Genomic DNA, 19,860 nt, shown 5'->3' with positions numbered 1-19,860 from the left:
TTTAGAGAAGTTAATAAAAACGTTCTATTTGATCAGAATCATGTCGTAAAAGGCACAACGTTTATCATTGGGGATAGAATATACCCACTTCAATACATTCTGATAGCTTACTTCACCCGTAAAAGGAATATTTTCTTTGGTGGCTACCATCATCATATTGATTTTCTCACTTTCCTTTCCCTGCTTTTCCATGCGATAATCCACGGCATTGCTGAAAGGGATTTTATACTCATTTTCGGTCTTCAGCAAGGAATTTCCTTCATATTCATTAGGGTAAAGCAAAGCTCCTCCATTGCTGTCAAACCAAAAGAATTTCAGATAAGAATCCGTGCCATGTACTTTCAAGGTACAAGTAAAGACATCTCCTTCCTTATATAAGGTAGAGATTCCTTTCACTTCGAGGGCATACGAGTTATCTACTTTTTCTTCTTTTTGTACCGTGGCGTCAATGGTCACTACTTTATAAAGACTGCGGTTATTTGTATCCCATACCTCCTCCACAGTTTCCTTGGTGATATTTACCATTCCACCAATTGCCAGCACGTTCATTTGTGAATATGCCTCTTGAAAATCAGTTCCGTTCTCTTGGGTGATTTGTCCGAATACAGACCAAACATTTTCCATCACACCGGCTTTGCGCAATGCTTCTTTCTTAGCCTCCATGCGGGCATGTTCTTCCGCTTCTTTCAGCGTTACATTGTCACTGACTTGCCAGCGCCCCTGCACGCCCTTCACCTTTACAGTGTTTTGGGCATGCAGCGGAACCGCAACTAATATCAACAGAAGGAATATCCACTTAATCTGATTATTCCGATTCATTTAAAGTCTAATTTTAGTAAACGGGCTTCTTAATAACCCAATTTATCCAATTCTTTTGCCAACTCTTCTGATTTAGCAGCCAATTCTTTACGTATAGCACTAACAGCAACCTTATTAGCAGCATCCGTACTATAACCTAAAGTTACCATAACTTCTACATTCTTATTAGGCAATGTTCTGTAAACTTCTACCAAAGGAATAGTGCGTCCCAATGTAGCAGAGATCACACTCTTGCTGGAAGCAACTACACTTGACAAGCTAGCTGCCTCTTCCTGTCCCATATCATCATTAGCAACTTTAGCTTCGATCAACTGAGACACTTTTGTCTGAATTTGTCCGGCTAGATCAATCTTGGCAGCATTAGTAGCTTGCAATGCAGCAGCCGATTGGTTGCCACCGATTGCTCTTGAAGTAGCAATATACCAATACGGATTTCCATCCATATCCAATTCAGCCTGCTTTTCCCATGATGCTTCCAGCTGCTTGTCTAAAGGTAATTTACCTACTGGAGTTCTAAACCCTTCCTTTTCCAACTCTTTAGCTTCTTTACGAGCTGATTTTATCGCTTTTTTCTGCAAGTCTTTATCCAAAACTTTTTCATGTTTTTCTAAAGCTTTACGATCCTTACCTACCGCCTTTTCTTGAGCACTAACATTGACAGCAAACATCATAACAAACGCTACAAGAGCGCTGATAAACAAAGTCTTTTTCATCGCAATTTCTCCTTTTATGATTAGTATTGTTATTAAATCTTTAAACATGCTATGCTTTGCAAATGTAGACAAATATTTCTAATCGCATCACAATTCGTATCTTTTTTTCATGCAGTTTATCTATCAGGTGAAATCAAGGATTATCCGAATAAAAAAGCTGACTAGAAATAACTCAAATCTATCAAACCGAAATCCGGATCTTTCTCCGGCTGCCAAGTGCGGACGTGAATGACTGGTTCTTTCGGATTATTCAGATCAACCATCAGAAACAGATAACCTGTATCGCCATAGCTCGAAGAAAAATAGTCCTGTTTTATCTGAATACCATATACTTCACCACCTACACCCGACTTGCGCACCTGATTGTCAGCAAAACGCAGGTTAATAAACTCGTTGCTTCTGAAGATGTACTGTAGCTTCTTCATGTACTCCTGCTTTGTTTGCCGAGTATACTTCACGACATGCCTATCCGTAGGTTGCATTTCACCTCCTCCCGAACGTTTCAGAACCGAACCTGTTATGATCAATGCATCGTCCGAAAAGAGACAGTTGATGTAGTCATAGCGTTTCAGGGCATACGCCGTTTTGTAGCTTTCCAGAAAGTTGATTAGTACGTTCTTCACCGTATCGCCCCATGCCGTTCGGTTCATGATGTCATCCACCGCAGGCTTGTTCAGGGCAAAGGAAAGTCCTGAGATTTTGGCATCCTTGTTCATGAGGAACACCACGTCTTCCACAAATGTACGGCGGTTGCCCGCAAAGTTGAAGCTCATGGGAAGACTACGGCAAGTCACTTCATCGCCGTATTCAAGAAATTGGTATTCAGGCTGACGGATAATCTTCGCATTACCATATTTAATAAGGCAGCGGAACATCTCAAGTCCTGTTTTAGTGCAGAGTTGTTCCATCCCGTCAAAACAGCGGGAATGAATGGCTGCCTCCGTCTTTTGCATCGTAGCCAGATAGGAAGCTGACTTTGCCTTGTTCAGGAAGTGCATACCCGTGTTCCTAGTATTGTTGTCTGTGACATCGGCCAGCCGTCTTTCTGAAATCTCCTCTTCATTGGCCTCTATTTTCAGATAAGCGTTGCGCATTCCCGACATACTGACTGTTTTCATCACTTCGGCAAGTTCATTGTCAATGTTGGCTTCGCCTTCAAACGCATATTCGGTTTTTACGGAGAGGCCGTCAATGTTTGCCAATTCCGGCAGTTCAATGATTCCTCTCCCATCTTTAGCTGAAAAGACATTCGACCAGTCGCGCCCGTCAAAGTAGGTGTAGTCATAGTTGCAAGCCGGACGGTCTTTATAGAGTACTTTCAGATAGACTGTCTTCAATCTCCCATCCTTTTGGATTCCTTCGACGGAAAGATGTATGTTGGAAAAGATTTCATTCATCTGTTTAGGAATCCAGGTAGAGAGAAGTTGCTTGTTACCGTCCGCATCCTCCATGGTAAGGAAATTCCCGTCGGGATAGCTTTGCAGTAGTACCAGCGCCCAATAGTAATAGTGCAAAGCATCCGCTATCTGGGCCTTTTTCTCAGCCTGCTGCGCTTCTAGTGCAAAGTTCAGAAGTTTGTTCTTCCTCCCGTCGAAGATGCGCTGGATTTCAGCGACTTTGATGTAGCGCATCACTACAGCTTCAGGCTCGTTCTGCATCACAATGCGCCGCGTGTTGTTCAATGTGGCATGCGAATAGGTGTTAATGACCGATTTGAAGGTTTCACCCGCCATAGCCTTGTTCCCATCGCTTTTACCTTCTGTCAGTTGCTCAAAACTGGCAGAAACCTTGGTGGATATTTGGCTGACCAATGCCGCCAAAGCATCATTGTCCGCCTTCTTCAAGGTAGAAGCATTGCCCGTTCCCCAAAGGAAGTCCGGGCTTCGCTGGATTTCCTCGACCGACTGGGCATGGCACAGCAATGGGAGCACGGACAGTGCCACCGCTACTATATATAAAGAACTCTTTGACATATCCATTTTCTGTATTTTACTCAAACAGGTTATCAAACACAACTTTTGCCTTTCCCATTACATATCGTCTATTCTTGGCTTAGTTCCGATGGTGCGGGTACTTCTAGTCTTGGTACCACCATCTATATCAAAGAAGGCACGACTGTCGGCTGACATACTCTTAGCGGTGACATAGGCTTCAAAAGGTTTCGTATCTCGTAAATTGCGCACGAAAGTACCGCCATAATTGCATCCTTCAACAAAATCATAAGTATTGAGCACAAATGCTGTAGCGTTTTTCGTTATCTTTCCATAACTAGGATTGAAATCAAACAGTGGACCATCCATCTTCTGATAGATTGTTTCCGGAATAACAATTCCGTTTGTCACATCTGTCGCCATAAAGGTAACTTCTCCCTCTATATTATACGCACTGTTATACCGTTCATTATGCGGCATGGCAATTACGTATGGCACACCAGCTTCCATGGTTGTTGCATTTTCAAAGCCATTAGCAGTAAGTTTACGCAACCAGAAAGGTTTAGCATCCGGCATGTCCGCATTAAAAGGAGCCAGTACCCGACCGTCTTTATGAGCAAAATTTGTCACGGTGAAAGGTAGTGAAAGTCCTACCCAACCCGCCGCTTCTCCTGGTATGGGATACTCTCCACTATTACTATTGAATGCATGGGTATAAGTAATCTTCTGAGTTTTGAAAGTCTGTGGACAAAAGAAATCGAACTTATTGTTGAGGGTAATAGATGGCGCCATCCCATTAATGATTACATTCTTATTAGAAGCATTTATGTCCGTATCCGGATCAGATAAATAAATGAGCGTATTAGCATCAGATTCAACAATCTTTTGGATAACTGGATGCCCTTTCACGACAATAGCATATAAATGATAATCTTCCTGAAAAGCCATATATTCAATAGACGTAACAGATTCGGGGATTTCTAAATATCGCAACGAAGTACAACATATAAAGCTCTGTTCACCGATGCTTTTCAATTTAGACGGTAACCTAATTGATTTCAAAGCGTAGCAATTTCTAAACATTAATTTGGATATACATTTTATGTTATCGGATAATATTATACTTTCCAAAGCTGTACAATCCCAAAAAGCCGACATACCTATCTCGATAACATTATCAGGTATTATTATTGATTTTAATGAGGTACAACTTCGAAAAGCTTCACTTTCGATTGTGGTTACATGAGATGAAATAGACACTAGCTCTAACGATTCACAAAAAACAAAACAGCCAGACGGTATGACAGTTACACTTTCCGGAATAGTAATAGATTTGAGACCAGAATTATTAAATGCATTATTCCCTATATCAGTAACAGTTTCCGGAATATCTATAGTTGTCAAAGAACCACAACCGCTAAAAACAGTCCCTCCCATACTTGTTAATCCTTCGGGCAAAGTAATTGTATTTAAAGCCGAACAGCTCATAAATGCGCCATTACCTATTGTTAAAACATTCTTCGGAATTATTATATTCAAAAGATTTCTACACCCGGCAAAAGCTTCATAATCAATCAACTTTATTCCTTCTGGAAGCTCTATCGTTTCAATAGCAGTTCCCATAAAAGCTCTACCACCAATGATTTCTATATCCTTTGGAATAACAACTTCCATAAGTTTTAAATCTGCGAACATTTCTTCAGTAATTGCTTTCTCCTTTATTGACCAACTCCAATCACGACCATTGTATTTTTTATCAGACTCCATCAATCTTACTCCTTTCATATCAATAGCCTGCAATTTAGGCAAAGCCCTCATTGTAGTTACATCATCAGCATCAAAAGGTCCGGAAACAATCAATTTTGAGATAGCATCTTTTTTATTTCCTATCTTTTCAGCCAACGTACCTGCTACCTCCAATGTAACTTCCATCGTTTCCAGATTATCAACTTTGGTTGCGGTATTTCTCAAAAGTCCACTATCAGTTTCCAAAAGGCTTGTACATCCTCCCCAAAAAAGAGAGATGATACATATTAATAGATAAGTAATTCGCTTCATAATCATTTAGTTTTTATCTGGTGATTCAATATCATCAATGTCCGGTACGTTAGATTCTGGCGTAGTTATTGTTACAACTTCACTATAACCGGCTCTCGCCTCATTAATAGCATAAGCACGAATGTGATAAGTAGTTTTCGCTTTCAGTCCAGTAATAGTACTATTGAAAGAAGTTCCGTCTAACGTGGAAGTCAGCTTGCCGTCAGCAATTGTCGGCGTTGCATTATCTTTGCTCCAGCAAAAACCAACCTCCTTAATAGGTGTTGTTCCACTACTTGATACAATACCTCCTACTTTTACAGAATTGCCTTCAACTGTACTCACTTCCAACGACACCACAGGCGATTCTTTGGTCAGTGTCGTGAAAGATTGGCTCTTACTATAAGCTGTACCCGAAGAGTTCGTTGCATACGCACGGATATTATAGGTTGTAGCCGCAGCCAATTTAGACAACAACAAGCGGAACGTCTTATCGGTATCCATTTCCGTTACCTCCACTTGTACTTCCTGCCCGGTCTCACCACTGCTGTAAACGAAACCATATTTCGTTATTTCATGTCCCCCATTGCTAAGGATTTTACTCTGCAACATAGCAGCATCTTCTCCTATCTCGCTAACGCTGACATCTTCCAACTGTGGTATGGAACGTTTTCCAGTTATCAACGTTATTTTTTCTCCATATCCCGTCCCCTTCGCATTCGTTGCAAACGCACGCACTTCATAGCTCGTCTCTGCAGTCAGTCCGGTAATGGTGAACGTGTATCTGCCGTCACCCTCTTTACTCGCCGCTTCCACCATCTTCTCCGTGTCAGCAGAACCGCTCACTTTATAGGTGAAGCCGAACTTCTGCACATCATTGCCTCCGTCATCCGAAATTTTGCTAGCTACAGTCAACGAAGTTTCCGTTGCCGAAACGGAAGTAGTGGTTTCCAAAGCGGGAACTCCGTCGGTGGCAGTGGTAAATTCACGTACACTACTACGGGTTGTGGTATATCCACTGTTGGCATAGAGACAATAGTAATATTTCGTGTTCGGTACGAGCCCCGTTAGGGTAGTCGTATAAGTACCGGACACTCCTTGCAGGGTGATGGCTACCGTTTTCGTATCAGCCTCAGGCAATGAAGAAACTGTAGAGTAGAGGAAGCCGCAATTTTTGACTTCCGAACCTTCGGGCACTGAAATAGTGCCGAAAATAGTCGCCGTCTTCCGGCTAATAGCGGTAGCCTCACCGGTAGTCAGTGTCGGCATCTCATTCTCAGGCGTAGAGTCTTTGCTGCAACCGGAAAAACAAAGCAGCAACAAGCCACATGTGAAAAGTAAAATCTTGTTATGCATATTTATTAAAAGTTGGTTGAAATCTGATTAAGAATCAATTGAAGCCTGATCAAAACATGATGCCAACACTGGCTCCAAGCTCATGATTCTTTAAATTCACGGTGTGATATCCTACGGAGACGGCAAACTTGCCAACATTCAGCAGAAGTCCTGCTTCACCTGCCACCCCGACTGCTGAATGGTCAATATTCTTAACCAACTCTCCATCTACAGTTTCCCAAGCAAGAGACCGTTGTCCATAGCCTGCGCCGACATAACAGTAAAGCGGTTTCCACAGATGGCGAAGATAACCGGCGACAACAGACATACGCGATTTATATTCCATTCCTTTTTTATAATAAGGTTTGCCCTCACCACCCGAAATCAAAGTTCCTGTATCATTACATTCCAAATCGGTAGATACAGAACCGAAATCGCTACGGAAACGAATGTACGCACCATTCTCACGAACAAATCCTATCATTCCACCATAGGATATTTGTGACGATTGATACCCCATATCTGCCATTACTAGCATACGACGAGGAGCACGTGGCTTGATAGTGGACACCATATTACAGGTTAATATCTTCGTCTCTCCTGCAACAATCGTAACGAGGCTGTCAATCGGAAAGAAGAAATCCTTCTCTACACTGATATGGTAATCACGTAACGGCATACGATCACTTTTATAAGGAGTAACACCCACTTGCACACTATCGATATACACCCTAGCATCTTGTTCGGGCAAAGAAAACACTTCCAGATAACCGAATCGAGGGTTCAAGGTGACACTCATTATTTTCTGTTCGCTACCCAAGTCTATAATACCTGCTTCGGGAGCGTACATGGGAGCTTCCACCCGATAGGTATGTGTGCCTTTCTTCATGGTAGCAGTAAATAACCCCATCTCAGTAGGCATTTTTTCATCATCAATGTAAATACCGGCATTCGCCGGTTCGGGGCGCATCACAAGTAACTGCATATTCGTATCCACTGTAGCTGCCTTAACTGCATCACCGGCACTGATTTCCATTTCATAAACGGTTGCCTTGTCTATAATATCGGGATAAAAATAGTTACGCAATACTCCGTATTTATCATGCATAATAGAGATGCGCCGTGAACCACGAGGCACATAAAGCCAAATCTCACCGGGCTTATTTTCACGCGCAACAATGCCCAGTGCATCGGGTTCGAACATAAAATTCTTCTCCGTAGTAACAATACGGATTAACGCACAGACTTCGCCATTTTGGTCTTTCTTAGGAGCAGCAACACGTGCTGTAACATCTGTTTCCATACGATGAAAGGAAGTAATCTGGATTTTGTTTTGCCCCGTCACAGACTGTGGAAGTAAGAGCAGACATAACAGACTGCCGACGAACAACAAAGGCTTAAAAATTTTGTTTGCCATCGTGTGTTTTTCTAAATTTCTTCCGTCTGTCCTCTTGGGGCGGAGTTTGTTATATATAAAGAAAGCGCGAGGACTGTTAATATCTATTTCCTATTCGAGGTTCTGGTAAAACCCATGGTCGTAAATAGACAACAGTCCTCACGCCTATATATAACATAGACGTGAAGAAAACTGTTGCTATTATCCTACGACCTTTGAATTTACCAGATTCCGAATAGGCGGATAATAACTTTTCGCTTCTTGCGTTTTTTCAAATTTAATAGTCTTTATATCTTAAACTCTCGCTATAGTTTACAAGACTATGCCGCAAATATAAACCTTTTTTTATTAAGTGTCACCTTTTTGCAATAAATAATTCCATTCTTCTTAACATGGATACTAAAGGCAAGTTGAGCACAAAAGCACAAGCATTTCTCCTCTTCTGCAAGTTCATTGATCTTATTAACCTTCAATACTTTATACAACAAAGGCGTTATTCTATTAAGTATCCACTATTGTGAACTGATAAGCCCTCTAATGAGAATGAATTGATTCACGTATGTAAATAGATAGGATCATTAATGTAATCTTCTAATAGTCTTAGAAGTTTAATATAACAAACATATTGCTTTTACAGAACAAATACAGGTGCATGGCGTATCAATGACCGTAGTTTTAGACGCTCAACACTGAGCTTACAGGGAATAAATAACGTGTTTGCACGATATTAACTTCGTGTTAACACGAAATTTGTTTCATGTTGACACGAAATACGTTCTTTCCCTCTACACATTAAAAAGCTGATAAACAAACAATTAAAGTAACATTTAACCAATTTACATATGAGAGCAAAAGTTGCCCTCATACCTGCTATCATAGTTGCTATCATGTCTCAAACAATGATGAATAGGGAGATACAGTGCATCTATGAGAGCATGAGAGCAAATATGCAAGTAAAACTAAATTCAGAAAGGATTCAATTTTAACTAAAACAGGAATTAAAAAACAAATACCTGTATTGTACTGTTTCATAAAAATAGTTCTCGAAGCTGTAACAAGCAAAGAAGAGAATACCTAACTTTGCAACGTTTTCAAAAATAACATAGGTATAATAATAGTATTATGATCCGTCAGTGCGCCATCCTCTTCGGATGTTTAGCTTTGGGTGAATTGATTGTTTTTATTACAGGTATTAAGCTACCGTCCAGCATCATAGGGATGCTGTTACTCACCCTCTTCTTGAAATTGGGTTGGATAAAACTGCATTGGGTGCAGGGTATGTCCGACTTCCTGGTTGCTAATCTGGGCTTCTTTTTCATACCGCCCGGTGTAGCCCTCATGCTCTATTTCGACATTATCGCTGCTGAATTCTGGCCAATTGTCATAGCCTCAACAGTTAGTACCCTGCTGGTGCTTGTAGTCACCGGATGGGTTCACCAATTAACACGTAAAATCAAATGAGTTTCTTTGAAAATGAATTTTTCCTGTTAGCTATCACTTTCGGGATATTCTTCTTTGCCAAAGTATTGCAAAAGAAGACAGGGATAATGTTACTCAACCCCATCCTGCTGACAATTGCCGTTCTCATCATCTTTTTGAAGATGGCAAATATCAGTTATGAGACATACGATAAAGGTGGACATCTGATAGAGTTCTGGCTCAAACCGGCAGTAGTCGCCCTAGGAGTGCCTTTGTACCTCCAACTGGAGACTATAAAAAAGCAATTACTCCCCATATTGCTTTCACAATTGGCCGGTTGCATTGTAGGTGTTGTCTCTGTGGTGCTTATCGCCAAATGGATGGGAGCTTCCGACGAAATAATCTATTCACTGGCACCCAAATCCGTTACTACACCCATAGCAATGGAAGTGACCAAAACCTTAGGAGGTATTCCCTCGCTGACGGCAGCGGTCGTGGTTTGCGTCGGTTTGCTGGGAGGTATCCTGGGAATCAAGACCATGAAACTAACCCGTATTGGCAGCCCCATGGCACAAGGTCTCTCCTTGGGAGCGGCAGCGCATGCGGTAGGAACATCAACGGCAATGGATATCAGCAGTAAATATGGAGCATTCGCAAGTCTCGGTCTGACTCTGAATGGAATCTTTACCGCTCTGTTTACTCCAACAATTTTAAGATTATTGGGGCTACTCTAACAAAATCTTTCTATTTTTGTTATCTATAATTAGAACTATTAAAATCGACTTATGATTCCATTTAAAGATATTGAGTTAAAAGACAAAGAACTCATCACTTCATATACACTAAACAGTCCAAGGCAGAATTGTGACCTTTCATTCTCCAATCTTTGTAGCTGGCGTTTTTTATACAATACCAAGTTTGCCATACAAGACGGCTTCCTTCTGTTGAAGTTCTGGGCCGAAAGTGAACTTGTATATATGATGCCTATCGGTAACGGTGATTTGGAGAAAGCACTCGAAGCATTGAGAGAAGATGCCCGCCAGGAAGGACAGCCTCTTTGTTTATTGGGTATTTGTGCGGGGATGTGTTCAGAGTTGGAGGCATTTATGCCTGACCAATTCCAGTTTACAGCCGATCGTGATTATGCAGATTACATCTATCTGCGTACCGATCTTGCCACACTCTCCGGAAAGAGGTTTCAGGCGAAGAGAAACCATGTAAACAAGTTCAAGAAAACGTATAACTACGAATATGCTCCTATCACACCCGATCTCATTCAGGAGTGTCTCGACTTGGAAGCCGAATGGTGCAAAGCCAACAATTGCGATCAACACGAAGGTACAGGCAATGAACGCCGTGCACTGATTTATGCCCTCCATAATTTTGACGAACTGGGTCTGACAGGTGGTATTCTCCATGTAGACGGCAAGATTGTTGCCTTCACATTTGGCATGCCCATCAACCAAGATACATTCGGCATAAGTGTAGAAAAAGCTGACACCAGCATTGATGGTGCCTACGCTATGATAAATTACGAATTTGCCAACCACATCCCCGAACAGTACACTTACATCAACCGGGAAGAAGATTTAGGTATTGAAGGTTTGCGCAAAGCTAAACTTTCCTACCAGCCGACTATCATTTTAGAGAAATACGTTGCTTGCTTAAAAGACGAACCGGTAGAGGCTATTAAGTGGTAAGTGATAAGGTGATAGGATGATAAAGTAATAAAACGACAAAGCAATGATACGGGAAAAAGTAAAAAACTTATGGAGACTCTGTTTTGACGATACCGAAGAGTACATAGATCTGTATTTCCATTCGCGCTACAACAACGATGTAAATATTGCCATTCAAAGTGGAGAAGAAGTAATCGCCGCTTTGCAGATGATTCCTTATCCCATGACTTATGAAGGCAAAGAAATCAATACCGCCTATATCTCGGGAGCTTGCACGCATCCTGATTACAGAAGCCGAGGTGTGATGCACGAGCTATTATCACAAGCTTTTATACGTATGCTGCAAAATGATATTACCGTATCTACTTTGATTCCTGCCGAACCATGGTTATTCGATTATTATGCCCGTCATGGCTTTGCACCTGTATTCCAGTACCGGAAGTTAGTCTATACTGCATCCGAAACTCCTCTTCCTAAAGGAGGCCCGATACTAAAGGCAACCCATGAATACAAGAAAGAGATATACGAATATCTAAACCGGAAGCTGAAAGAACGTCCCAATTACATCCAGCACACCCAAAAAGATTTCCAGTTTGTTTTATCCGACTTACGGTTAAGTCAAGGAAATATCTACACACTAAATAAAGAAGGAAATATTGTAGCGCTGGCTATTGCCTACCCTACCGACAATGGTAGCTTGTATATTGGAGAGATCGTATCAGACACTCCCGAAACAAATTCGATGCTTCTCCAACGCTTGTGTGAGAAAAAGCATATTCCATCTATTGAAGTATATATGCCTCCCGTTGCCGATGCTGACAATATCCCTGCTGGTATGGCACGGATTATTAATGCCAAAACGATGCTGAAACTCTATGCGGTATCTCATCCTGAACTAGAGATCACCCTCTACATTACCGATGAACAGGTTAGTGCCAACAACGGCTATTACTATTTGCACAATGGTAAATGTATGAGTAGTGCCAAGCGTCTGCCGGGCAGTCACTTGGCACTTACTATCGGCGAACTCACCGAAAAGGTCTTTGCATCATTAAACCCTTATATGAGTTTGATGCTTAATAACTAATTATAATCCGCTGAAGTTTACTTCGTCGAATACCAGAGAAGGTATACGCCAGGAGGAAGACATTTGCGGATCATTGCCCACTGCCACCAATGAAGACCATAGGGTTATCATGTTGCCAGTTATATTCATCTCGTTGATAGGTTGTGTCAATTTACCGTTTTCAATCAAGAAGCCTTCAATACCGTATGAGAAGTCTCCGGTAGTACTGTTGCTGTTTCCTCCATTAAAGCCGGTAACCAAAATGCCTTTCTGAACATCGGCAACCAAACCATTCAAATCTTTATTACCCGGCTGCAACACCAATAAAGAAGGAGAGTTTATAGTTGGAGCCACACCCATCTTTTTAGAATTATAAGTATCGATGAAATAGGTCTTCAAGATACCGTTCTCAAATATCGGGCGACGTTCTGTAGCCACACCTTCGCTATCAAAATAGCGGGAACCATTGGCACCAATCAGATGAGGTTCATCCATCAAATTCAACTTGTCAGCACCTATCTTCGTATTCAGTTTATCCAATAGGAAAGAATCCTTTTGCTGCAATGAAGAACCATATAAAGCACTAATCATAGGATCGACCAGATTGCTGGTGTTCATTGGGTCTACGACCATCGTATATTTTCCCGAAGCAATTTTCTTCTGTCCCAACTTCATCATTACACGTTCCAATGCTTTTACTCCGATACCCGATTTAATCAGTTTATCAAAGTACAAAGAAGAGTCATACCAATAGGAAGAAGGACGGGCTTCACCTTCGCCTCTCATAGCTACCTCTGCTGCAACAGAGTACCAGGTTGATTTGGATTCACCTTCAAAGCCATTGCTAGTCAACCGATAGGCTGCATCTTCACCATCGCTATAAGAAGTACTCACGGATATAATGCGGTCATCTTTTCCCAAGACTTCTTCGGCAGCAGCACGTGCTATCGTCACTTTATCGTCCGGGTTAATATCATAGAACTTTCCGTCAAACAGTTGCAAGTCCGGCTTTCCACCTTTATAATAACGTGAAGAATCGGGCAACACACGTGCCTCATCTTCCGCCAAATAACGTGTTGACTCAATGCCGTTTTTAATGAACGATTCCAATTCTTTCTTGTCCAAACGGTTAGTAGAGTAAGTACCAAACCTGCCATCTACAAATATACTGATACTCAGACCACTTTCCGAAGCCTGTTTGAGTTTATCCATCTTCGCATCACGCAATTCAAACGAAGCGTTGGAGTTGGAATACAGCACCAACTTAGCCGACTGGCAACCATTCTTCAAGGCGTAATCCATCGCCCATTGCGCCAAATTCTTATTATTGTCTGTAATCATAATCTTACTAAATTGAGAATTAAAATTCTATCAGCTCTCTCCTCCCACAGTCAGTTTGCTGACTAATGCCGACGGCATACCGCAAGTAACCGGACAAGACTGTCCATCTTTACCGCATGTCCATGTGCCATTGTCAATCTTATCGTTATTAGCCACCATCGTGATATCCGCCAAAGCTTTCGGACCATTACCAATGATATTAATATCTTTGATAGGTTGAGTCAGCTTGCCATCTTCAATCATATAACCCGACTTCACGAAGAAAGTAAAATCACCTGCACCAATCTGCACTTGACCATTGGTAAAGGTGTCTACAAAGATTCCGTTCTTCACTGTAGAGATAATGTCTTCTTCCTTCATATTACCGGCTTCCATATAAGTAGCACGCATACGGGGAATCGGCAAATTGCGGAAAGTATCACGGCGACCATTTCCGGTAGGAGCCACTCCATAATATTTAGCACTGATACGGTCGTGCATATAACTGGTAAGTATACCGTCTTTTACAACGTACGTCTTTTGTCCTTCTATGCCTTCATCGTCAAAATTCACAGAACCACGGTTGAACGGAATCGTTCCGTCATCTACTACATTAATATGTTCGCTACAAACTTTTTTATTCAGCTGGTCGGAAAAGATAGATGTATTCTTACGATTGAAATCCGCTTCAAAGGCATGTCCGATTGCCTCATGCAACAAGATACCCGAACCTCCGGCACCCATCACAACAGGCATTTCACCACCTTTAGGCATAACCGCTTTAAACAAAATGGCAGTTTGATCCACCGCCTCACGTGCAAGGATTTCTATAATATCATCTGTCAGGAACTCAAACCCCTTGCGATAGGAACGGCCTACAAACCCATTCTCAATCCTTCCGTTCTCCTCCATGATACAAACGACGTTGAAAGAGACCATCGGGCGATAGTCATAGTAACTTACTCCCTCAGAGTTGCAGAAAAGAACATGCGAAGTACTGTCCGACAAATAAGCTTGTACTTTGTTTACACGTTTATCCAAAGCAAACACTCTGGCATTCACCTTTTCAAGATAAGGTATTTTAGCTTTTACAGTTACATCCTCCCACGGAGTATCTACTGAATATCGGCTTTTGGGCATTGTCTTTTCCGTCAAGCCTACTATTTTGCCGGCTTTATTTGAAGAAGCAATACGGGCAGCTGTATGAGCGGCACGTAGCATTTCTTCTAAAGTAATGCCTTCTACATAAGCATAACCACTTTGGTCACCCGCCAAGACGCGTACTCCCATACCAAAGTCGATGTTGGCACTGCATCTGTTTACTTTGCCATCCATCAGACTCACATCATTATTAAAGGTATGTTCAAAATAAAGGTCGGCATAGTCGCCACCTTTTTCCAATGCAGCAGCAAGCACCTTTCTCAGATCGGCCTCGGTCACTCCGAAGTGGCTCATTGCCGATGCAACAGCAGACTTGTTATCCGCACCTCCCAAGGCTCCCCGCACAGATGCAGGCATAGCCAATGACGGGATTGCCAGTGATCCTAATACTGCCATACTTCCCGCACGTAAGAAATTTCGTCTATCCATCGTATTTAGTTATAAGTTATTTGCCTATAAGACGCAAGAACATAGTTAGATGTCACATGTCAAGCTAATTTTCTTTTGTCAGCAAGCTTTCAAGTTCTTCGGCATTCAATCTCAAATAGAATTGACCTTTATAAGCTACGGAAATAGCTCCGGTCTCTTCGGAGACGATAATTGCATGTGCATCGGAGACTTGGGATATGCCCATTGCTGCACGGTGGCGTAATCCTAATTCTTTGGGAATGTCAAGATTATGCGATACCGGTAGGATACATCCCGCCGCCTTGATGCGTTTTTTACTAATCACCATAGCCCCATCGTGCAACGGACTGTTCTTGAAAAAGATATTCTCGATCAGACGCTGATTGATGTCCGCATTGATAATTTCACCTGTACGTACAACATCATCTAAAGGCAGATTATGTTCTACGACAATCAGAGCGCCTATTTTCTGCTTACCCATATTGATACAAGCCATCACAACGGGCATAATATCATCATGTTCTATCTTCTCTTTCTTGTTTCCCGTAAAGAATCGCACTAACGCACTGGCGTGCTGATGCGAGCCCAACGTCAACAAGAAACGCCGTATTTCATCCTGAAATAATACAATAAGTGCCAATACTCCGACACTGACCAATTTATCGAATATCGATCCGAGCAATCTCATCTCCAACACCTGAGATACCACCAACCATATCAGGATAAATACCAATATGCCGACAAATACATTGATGGAACCAGAGGCTTTCATCAACTTGTATGTATAGTATAGTAGGAATGCTACCAGTAATACATCTATAAAATCTTTTATACCAAATTCAAAAAACACGAGTTGTATAGTTTAAAAGTTTATATATTTACGATGTACAATTTACGATGTACGATGTACCATGCGGACGGAAAGGCGCAGCTAAATCGTACATCGTAAATTGTACATCGTACATTCCTCCACGATTTTCACCGTCTCGACTGCTTCCCGTACATCATGTACACGAAGTATATTTGCCCCTTTCAACAAACAAATAGTATCGAGTACGGTTGTACCGTTTAAAGCTTCTTGTGGAGTAATACCCAATAAACGATATATCATTGATTTACGGGAAACTCCCACCAATAAAGGTAATTGAAAGATACGGAATTCCTCCAAATGAGACAGTAATTCATAATTATGCTCCAGTGTTTTACCGAAACCGAAGCCCGGATCAAGAATCATATCTTTCACCCCCAAGTCACGCAACTGCTGTACTTTACGGGCAAAGTATTGGAAAATATCTTTCAAAAGATTATCGTAATGTGGATGTTGCTGCATGCTTTGCGGAGTTCCTTGCATGTGCATCATGATATAAGGTACATTCAATTGGGCAACGGTACGAAACATATCTTTATCCATTTCGCCGGCAGCGATATCATTAATAATAGCCACCCCATACTCTTCTACACACATACGGGCAACATCTGCACGGAAAGTATCAACAGAAACAATGGCATCCGGTTGAACTTTATAAAGTATTTCCAGTCCGGTACGTAAACGTTCCATTTCTTCTTTCGCAGAAACATTTTCAGCATTAGGACGTGATGAATAAGCACCCACATCAATGATACCAGCTCCTTCAGCTATGATTTGAGTGATTCTACGAGCTATTTCAGTTTCCGTCTGCATACGGCTTCCTGCGTAGAATGAATCGGGAGTAATGTTCAATATGCCCATAACACAAGGCGTGGAAAGGTCTAATAACGAGCCATTGACATTGATATATTTAGGTTGCATTACTTCCATGAATAGTCCTTTCTTTCTTATACATCTGCAAATGTAAACAAAAAAGCCTTTGTTGATTCATAAAGTTCCAAAAATAAACAATCTTTGAACCAACCATTTTTTCACTATCAACAAATCAACATAGCAAATTAAACCATATCTTTGCGTCGTAATTCATTTGATTGCCAACATTATTTCAAAAGAGAAAATTATGGATATTACCGCTCTCTACCGAATATTTCAGGAATGTACCTGTGTTACAACCGACAGCCGCAACTGTCCCGAAGGTTCACTGTTTATAGCCTTGAAAGGCGACAACTTCAACGGAAATACTTTTGCCTCCAAGGCACTGGAAAGTGGAAGCGCATACGTCGTTATAGATGAACCTGCCTATGCACCTGCCGGAGACACACATTATATAGTAGTAGATAATTGCCTGCACACCCTTCAACAATTGGCTAACTATCATCGCCGCCAACTAGGTACACGCATCATCGGCATTACCGGCACAAATGGCAAAACCACTACCAAAGAACTGATGTCTGCCGTACTTTCGCAAAGCTATAACGTACTTTATACATTAGGTAATCTGAATAATCCGATAGGAGTTCCCCTAACCCTGCTTCGTCTCAAACCGGAGCATGATCTTGCCGTAGTGGAGATGGGAGCCAGTCACCCCGGAGATATCAAGGAACTGGTAGAAATAGCCGAACCGGACTATGGCATCATAACCAATGTAGGAAAGGCACATTTGGAAGGTTTCGGGTCTTTTGAAGGAGTCATCAAAACCAAAGGTGAACTCTATGACTACATACGAAAACAGGAAAATGCAAGCATCTTTATCCATCATGATAATCCTTATTTAAGAGAGATTGCCCAAGGTTTGAAACAAATAGCGTATGGAAGTGAAGATGATTTATATATAAACGGTAGTGTCACCGGTAATTCCCCCTACCTCACTTTTGAATGGAAAGCCGGTAAAGAAGGTGAAATGCACAAAGTGCAGACACAACTCATCGGCGAATACAACTTCCCCAATGCCTTAGCGGCTGTTACCGTCGGACATTTCTTTGATGTGGATTCCAAAAAGATAGATAAAGCCCTGACCGAATACACCCCTCAAAACAACCGTTCACAACTGAAAAAGACTGCGGACAACACATTGATTATTGATGCCTACAACGCCAATCCAACCAGTATGATGGCATCTATCAGCAATTTCCACAACATGGAAGCCGAGCACAAAATGCTAATATTGGGAGATATGCGCGAACTGGGCAAGGATAGTGCCGAAGAGCATCAAAAGATTGTAGATTATCTGGAAGAATGCAAATTCGAGCACGTTGCACTTGTAGGTGAACTATTTGCCGCAACCCGCCATATATATCCCACTTATCCCAATGCAGCAGCACTCATTACCGAATTACAAAAAAACAAACCCATTGGTAGCATGATCTTGATTAAAGGCTCAAACGGAATAAAACTGAATACTGTAATAGAATACTTATGATAAATGATTAATGATTTGCAGTATCATAGTGCAACTCATTAATCATTATTTTATCATTCTCGGCTTTAAAACGAAATAGCCTACTAACGACGCAAGAATGGCTCCTGTAGTATTGGCTGCAAAGTCCATCCAGTCACCTCCGCGATAGGTGGTACAATATTCTTGTAACAGCTCTACCACTCCGCTGAACAAAACAGGACAAACAAATGCGCCTACCCACGCATGCCACAAAGGCGTGTGATCTCTTTTATGCGCTCTCAGGAACTCTAACCACAGCATGCCCGACATACCAAAGTACATACATATATGAACCACCTTATCTAAATTAGGGATTTCATTCAAATCAGTGGATGGTGGTTTGAAAAAAGACAGATATATCACTGTCAATATAATAGCAAGTGATATCGGGTATTTCTTAATATAGTATAGCATATCGCAAATTATAAACTATTTGAGGGCAAAAGTAAGGAACATTTTCTATATTTGCATGTTTTAGTAGGTATTAATAACGAAATGAAAGATAAATCTACTTATTATGACAAGAAATGACAGAGCCAATTTTGGGAGCAAACTAGGTGTCATACTTGCTTCGGCAGGTTCCGCAGTCGGTCTAGGTAACATCTGGAGGTTTCCTTTTGAAACAGGAAATCACGGCGGTGCTGCATTTATCCTTATATACTTGGTTTGCGTACTTATATTGGGTATTCCAATTATGATTGCTGAATTCCTTATCGGCAGGCACTCACGTAGCAATACAGCAGGTGCTTATCAGAAGCTGGCTCCCGGTACACATTGGCGCTGGGTAGGCCGTATGGGAGTATTGGCAGGCTTCCTTATTCTCAGTTATTATTCCGTAGTAGCGGGATGGACATTGGAATTTATTGGCGAAGCAGCTACCAATAGCTTTACAGGAAAATCGGCAGCCGATTTCATTGCATCATTCAACAGTTTTGTTAGTAATCCTTGGCGTCCGGTTATCTGGTTGATACTGTTCTTAATCGCTACTCATTTTATCATTGTCAAAGGAGTGGAAAGAGGTATCGAGAAATCAGCTAAAATCATGATGCCGGTGCTGTTTATATTACTAATCGTTCTCGCCATTTGTTCCATAACATTACCCGGAGCAGGTGCAGGTATTGAATTCTTGCTAAAGCCTGATTTCAGCAAGGTGAACGGCAGTGTAATACTAGGAGCTATGGGACAAGCTTTCTTCTCTTTAAGTCTCGGAATGGGATGTCTATGTACTTACGCTTCTTATTTCAGAAATGATACGAATTTATCCAAGACCG

At 41.6% G+C, this 19,860-nt stretch carries 17 protein-coding genes; 6 read left to right on the top strand and 11 right to left on the bottom strand.

Going from position 1 to position 19,860, the window contains the following annotated elements:
* Positions 1-24: 24 nt before the first annotated feature.
* From Q1W14_RS16720 to Q1W14_RS16695, 6 genes are all read right to left on the bottom strand, one after another.
* Positions 25-819 (bottom strand): DUF4384 domain-containing protein, encoded by a 795-nt coding sequence (locus tag Q1W14_RS16720; protein WP_300703506.1) that lies wholly within the window; start codon positions 817-819, stop codon positions 25-27.
* Positions 820-848: 29 nt separating this feature from the next.
* Positions 849-1,532 (bottom strand): hypothetical protein, encoded by a 684-nt coding sequence (locus Q1W14_RS16715; RefSeq protein WP_300703503.1) that lies wholly within the window; start codon positions 1,530-1,532, stop codon positions 849-851.
* A gap of 161 nt (positions 1,533-1,693) precedes the next feature.
* Complete coding sequence (locus Q1W14_RS16710) at positions 1,694-3,505, bottom strand: hypothetical protein (protein ID WP_300703501.1); 1,812 nt, start codon at positions 3,503-3,505, stop codon at positions 1,694-1,696.
* Between the two features lie 57 nt (positions 3,506-3,562).
* The gene (locus Q1W14_RS16705) at positions 3,563-5,521 is read right to left on the bottom strand and encodes a leucine-rich repeat domain-containing protein (RefSeq protein ID WP_300703498.1); all 1,959 of its coding nucleotides are present in this window, start codon (positions 5,519-5,521) and stop codon (positions 3,563-3,565) included.
* 6 nt (positions 5,522-5,527) lie between these two features.
* Positions 5,528-6,856: a fibronectin type III domain-containing protein gene (locus tag Q1W14_RS16700; RefSeq protein ID WP_300703496.1), complete on the bottom strand. Its 1,329-nt coding sequence runs from the start codon at positions 6,854-6,856 to the stop codon at positions 5,528-5,530.
* A gap of 49 nt (positions 6,857-6,905) precedes the next feature.
* Entirely contained in the window at positions 6,906-8,252 is a 1,347-nt protein-coding gene (locus tag Q1W14_RS16695) for a PEGA domain-containing protein (RefSeq protein WP_300703494.1), read from the bottom strand.
* Positions 8,253-9,353: 1,101 nt separating this feature from the next.
* Here Q1W14_RS16695 and Q1W14_RS16690 point away from each other — a divergent pair.
* From Q1W14_RS16690 to Q1W14_RS16675, 4 genes are read left to right on the top strand one after another with little or no spacing between them, the layout of a single operon-like run.
* Positions 9,354-9,692 (top strand): CidA/LrgA family protein, encoded by a 339-nt coding sequence (locus tag Q1W14_RS16690; protein WP_300703492.1) that lies wholly within the window; start codon positions 9,354-9,356, stop codon positions 9,690-9,692.
* Positions 9,689-10,384: an LrgB family protein gene (locus Q1W14_RS16685; RefSeq protein WP_300703490.1), complete on the top strand. Its 696-nt coding sequence runs from the start codon at positions 9,689-9,691 to the stop codon at positions 10,382-10,384. Before Q1W14_RS16690 ends, Q1W14_RS16685 begins: the two co-directional genes overlap by 4 nt.
* Before the next feature lie 51 nt (positions 10,385-10,435).
* Complete coding sequence (locus Q1W14_RS16680; RefSeq protein WP_300703488.1) at positions 10,436-11,350, top strand: DUF2156 domain-containing protein; 915 nt, start codon at positions 10,436-10,438, stop codon at positions 11,348-11,350.
* Between the two features lie 43 nt (positions 11,351-11,393).
* Positions 11,394-12,416 carry a GNAT family N-acetyltransferase gene (locus Q1W14_RS16675; RefSeq protein WP_300703487.1) on the top strand — a complete coding sequence of 341 codons (1,023 nt, stop codon included), beginning with the start codon at positions 11,394-11,396 and terminating at the stop codon, positions 12,414-12,416.
* Here the strand turns inward: Q1W14_RS16675 and Q1W14_RS16670 are convergent, their stop codons facing one another.
* From Q1W14_RS16670 to folP, 4 genes are all read right to left on the bottom strand, one after another.
* Complete coding sequence (locus tag Q1W14_RS16670) at positions 12,417-13,736, bottom strand: TldD/PmbA family protein (protein ID WP_300703485.1); 1,320 nt, start codon at positions 13,734-13,736, stop codon at positions 12,417-12,419.
* Positions 13,737-13,766: 30 nt separating this feature from the next.
* Positions 13,767-15,305: a metallopeptidase TldD-related protein gene (locus Q1W14_RS16665; RefSeq protein WP_300703482.1), complete on the bottom strand. Its 1,539-nt coding sequence runs from the start codon at positions 15,303-15,305 to the stop codon at positions 13,767-13,769.
* A gap of 64 nt (positions 15,306-15,369) precedes the next feature.
* Complete coding sequence (cdaA, locus tag Q1W14_RS16660; protein ID WP_300703479.1) at positions 15,370-16,134, bottom strand: diadenylate cyclase CdaA; 765 nt, start codon at positions 16,132-16,134, stop codon at positions 15,370-15,372.
* Positions 16,135-16,215: 81 nt separating this feature from the next.
* Complete coding sequence (folP, locus tag Q1W14_RS16655) at positions 16,216-17,082, bottom strand: dihydropteroate synthase (RefSeq protein WP_300703477.1); 867 nt, start codon at positions 17,080-17,082, stop codon at positions 16,216-16,218.
* A 190-nt stretch (positions 17,083-17,272) separates the two neighbouring features.
* On the opposite strand from folP, the gene murF reads away from it, so the two are divergent.
* Positions 17,273-18,571: a UDP-N-acetylmuramoyl-tripeptide--D-alanyl-D-alanine ligase gene (gene murF / locus Q1W14_RS16650; protein ID WP_300703473.1), complete on the top strand. Its 1,299-nt coding sequence runs from the start codon at positions 17,273-17,275 to the stop codon at positions 18,569-18,571.
* A 45-nt stretch (positions 18,572-18,616) separates the two neighbouring features.
* Here murF and Q1W14_RS16645 read toward each other — a convergent pair whose 3' ends face one another.
* Positions 18,617-19,003, bottom strand: coding sequence for a VanZ family protein (locus Q1W14_RS16645; RefSeq protein ID WP_300703471.1), 387 nt, complete (start codon positions 19,001-19,003; stop codon positions 18,617-18,619).
* Between the two features lie 103 nt (positions 19,004-19,106).
* Here Q1W14_RS16645 and Q1W14_RS16640 point away from each other — a divergent pair.
* The coding region (locus tag Q1W14_RS16640) for a sodium-dependent transporter (RefSeq protein ID WP_300703468.1) at positions 19,107-19,860 on the top strand (754 nt) is incomplete at its 3' end.

This window comes from Bacteroides sp., assembly GCF_030151085.1.
Lineage (GTDB): Bacteria > Bacteroidota > Bacteroidia > Bacteroidales > Bacteroidaceae > Bacteroides.
The sequence above is the reverse complement of the archived record's forward strand: the minus strand, read 5'-3'. Positions and strand labels throughout refer to the sequence as shown.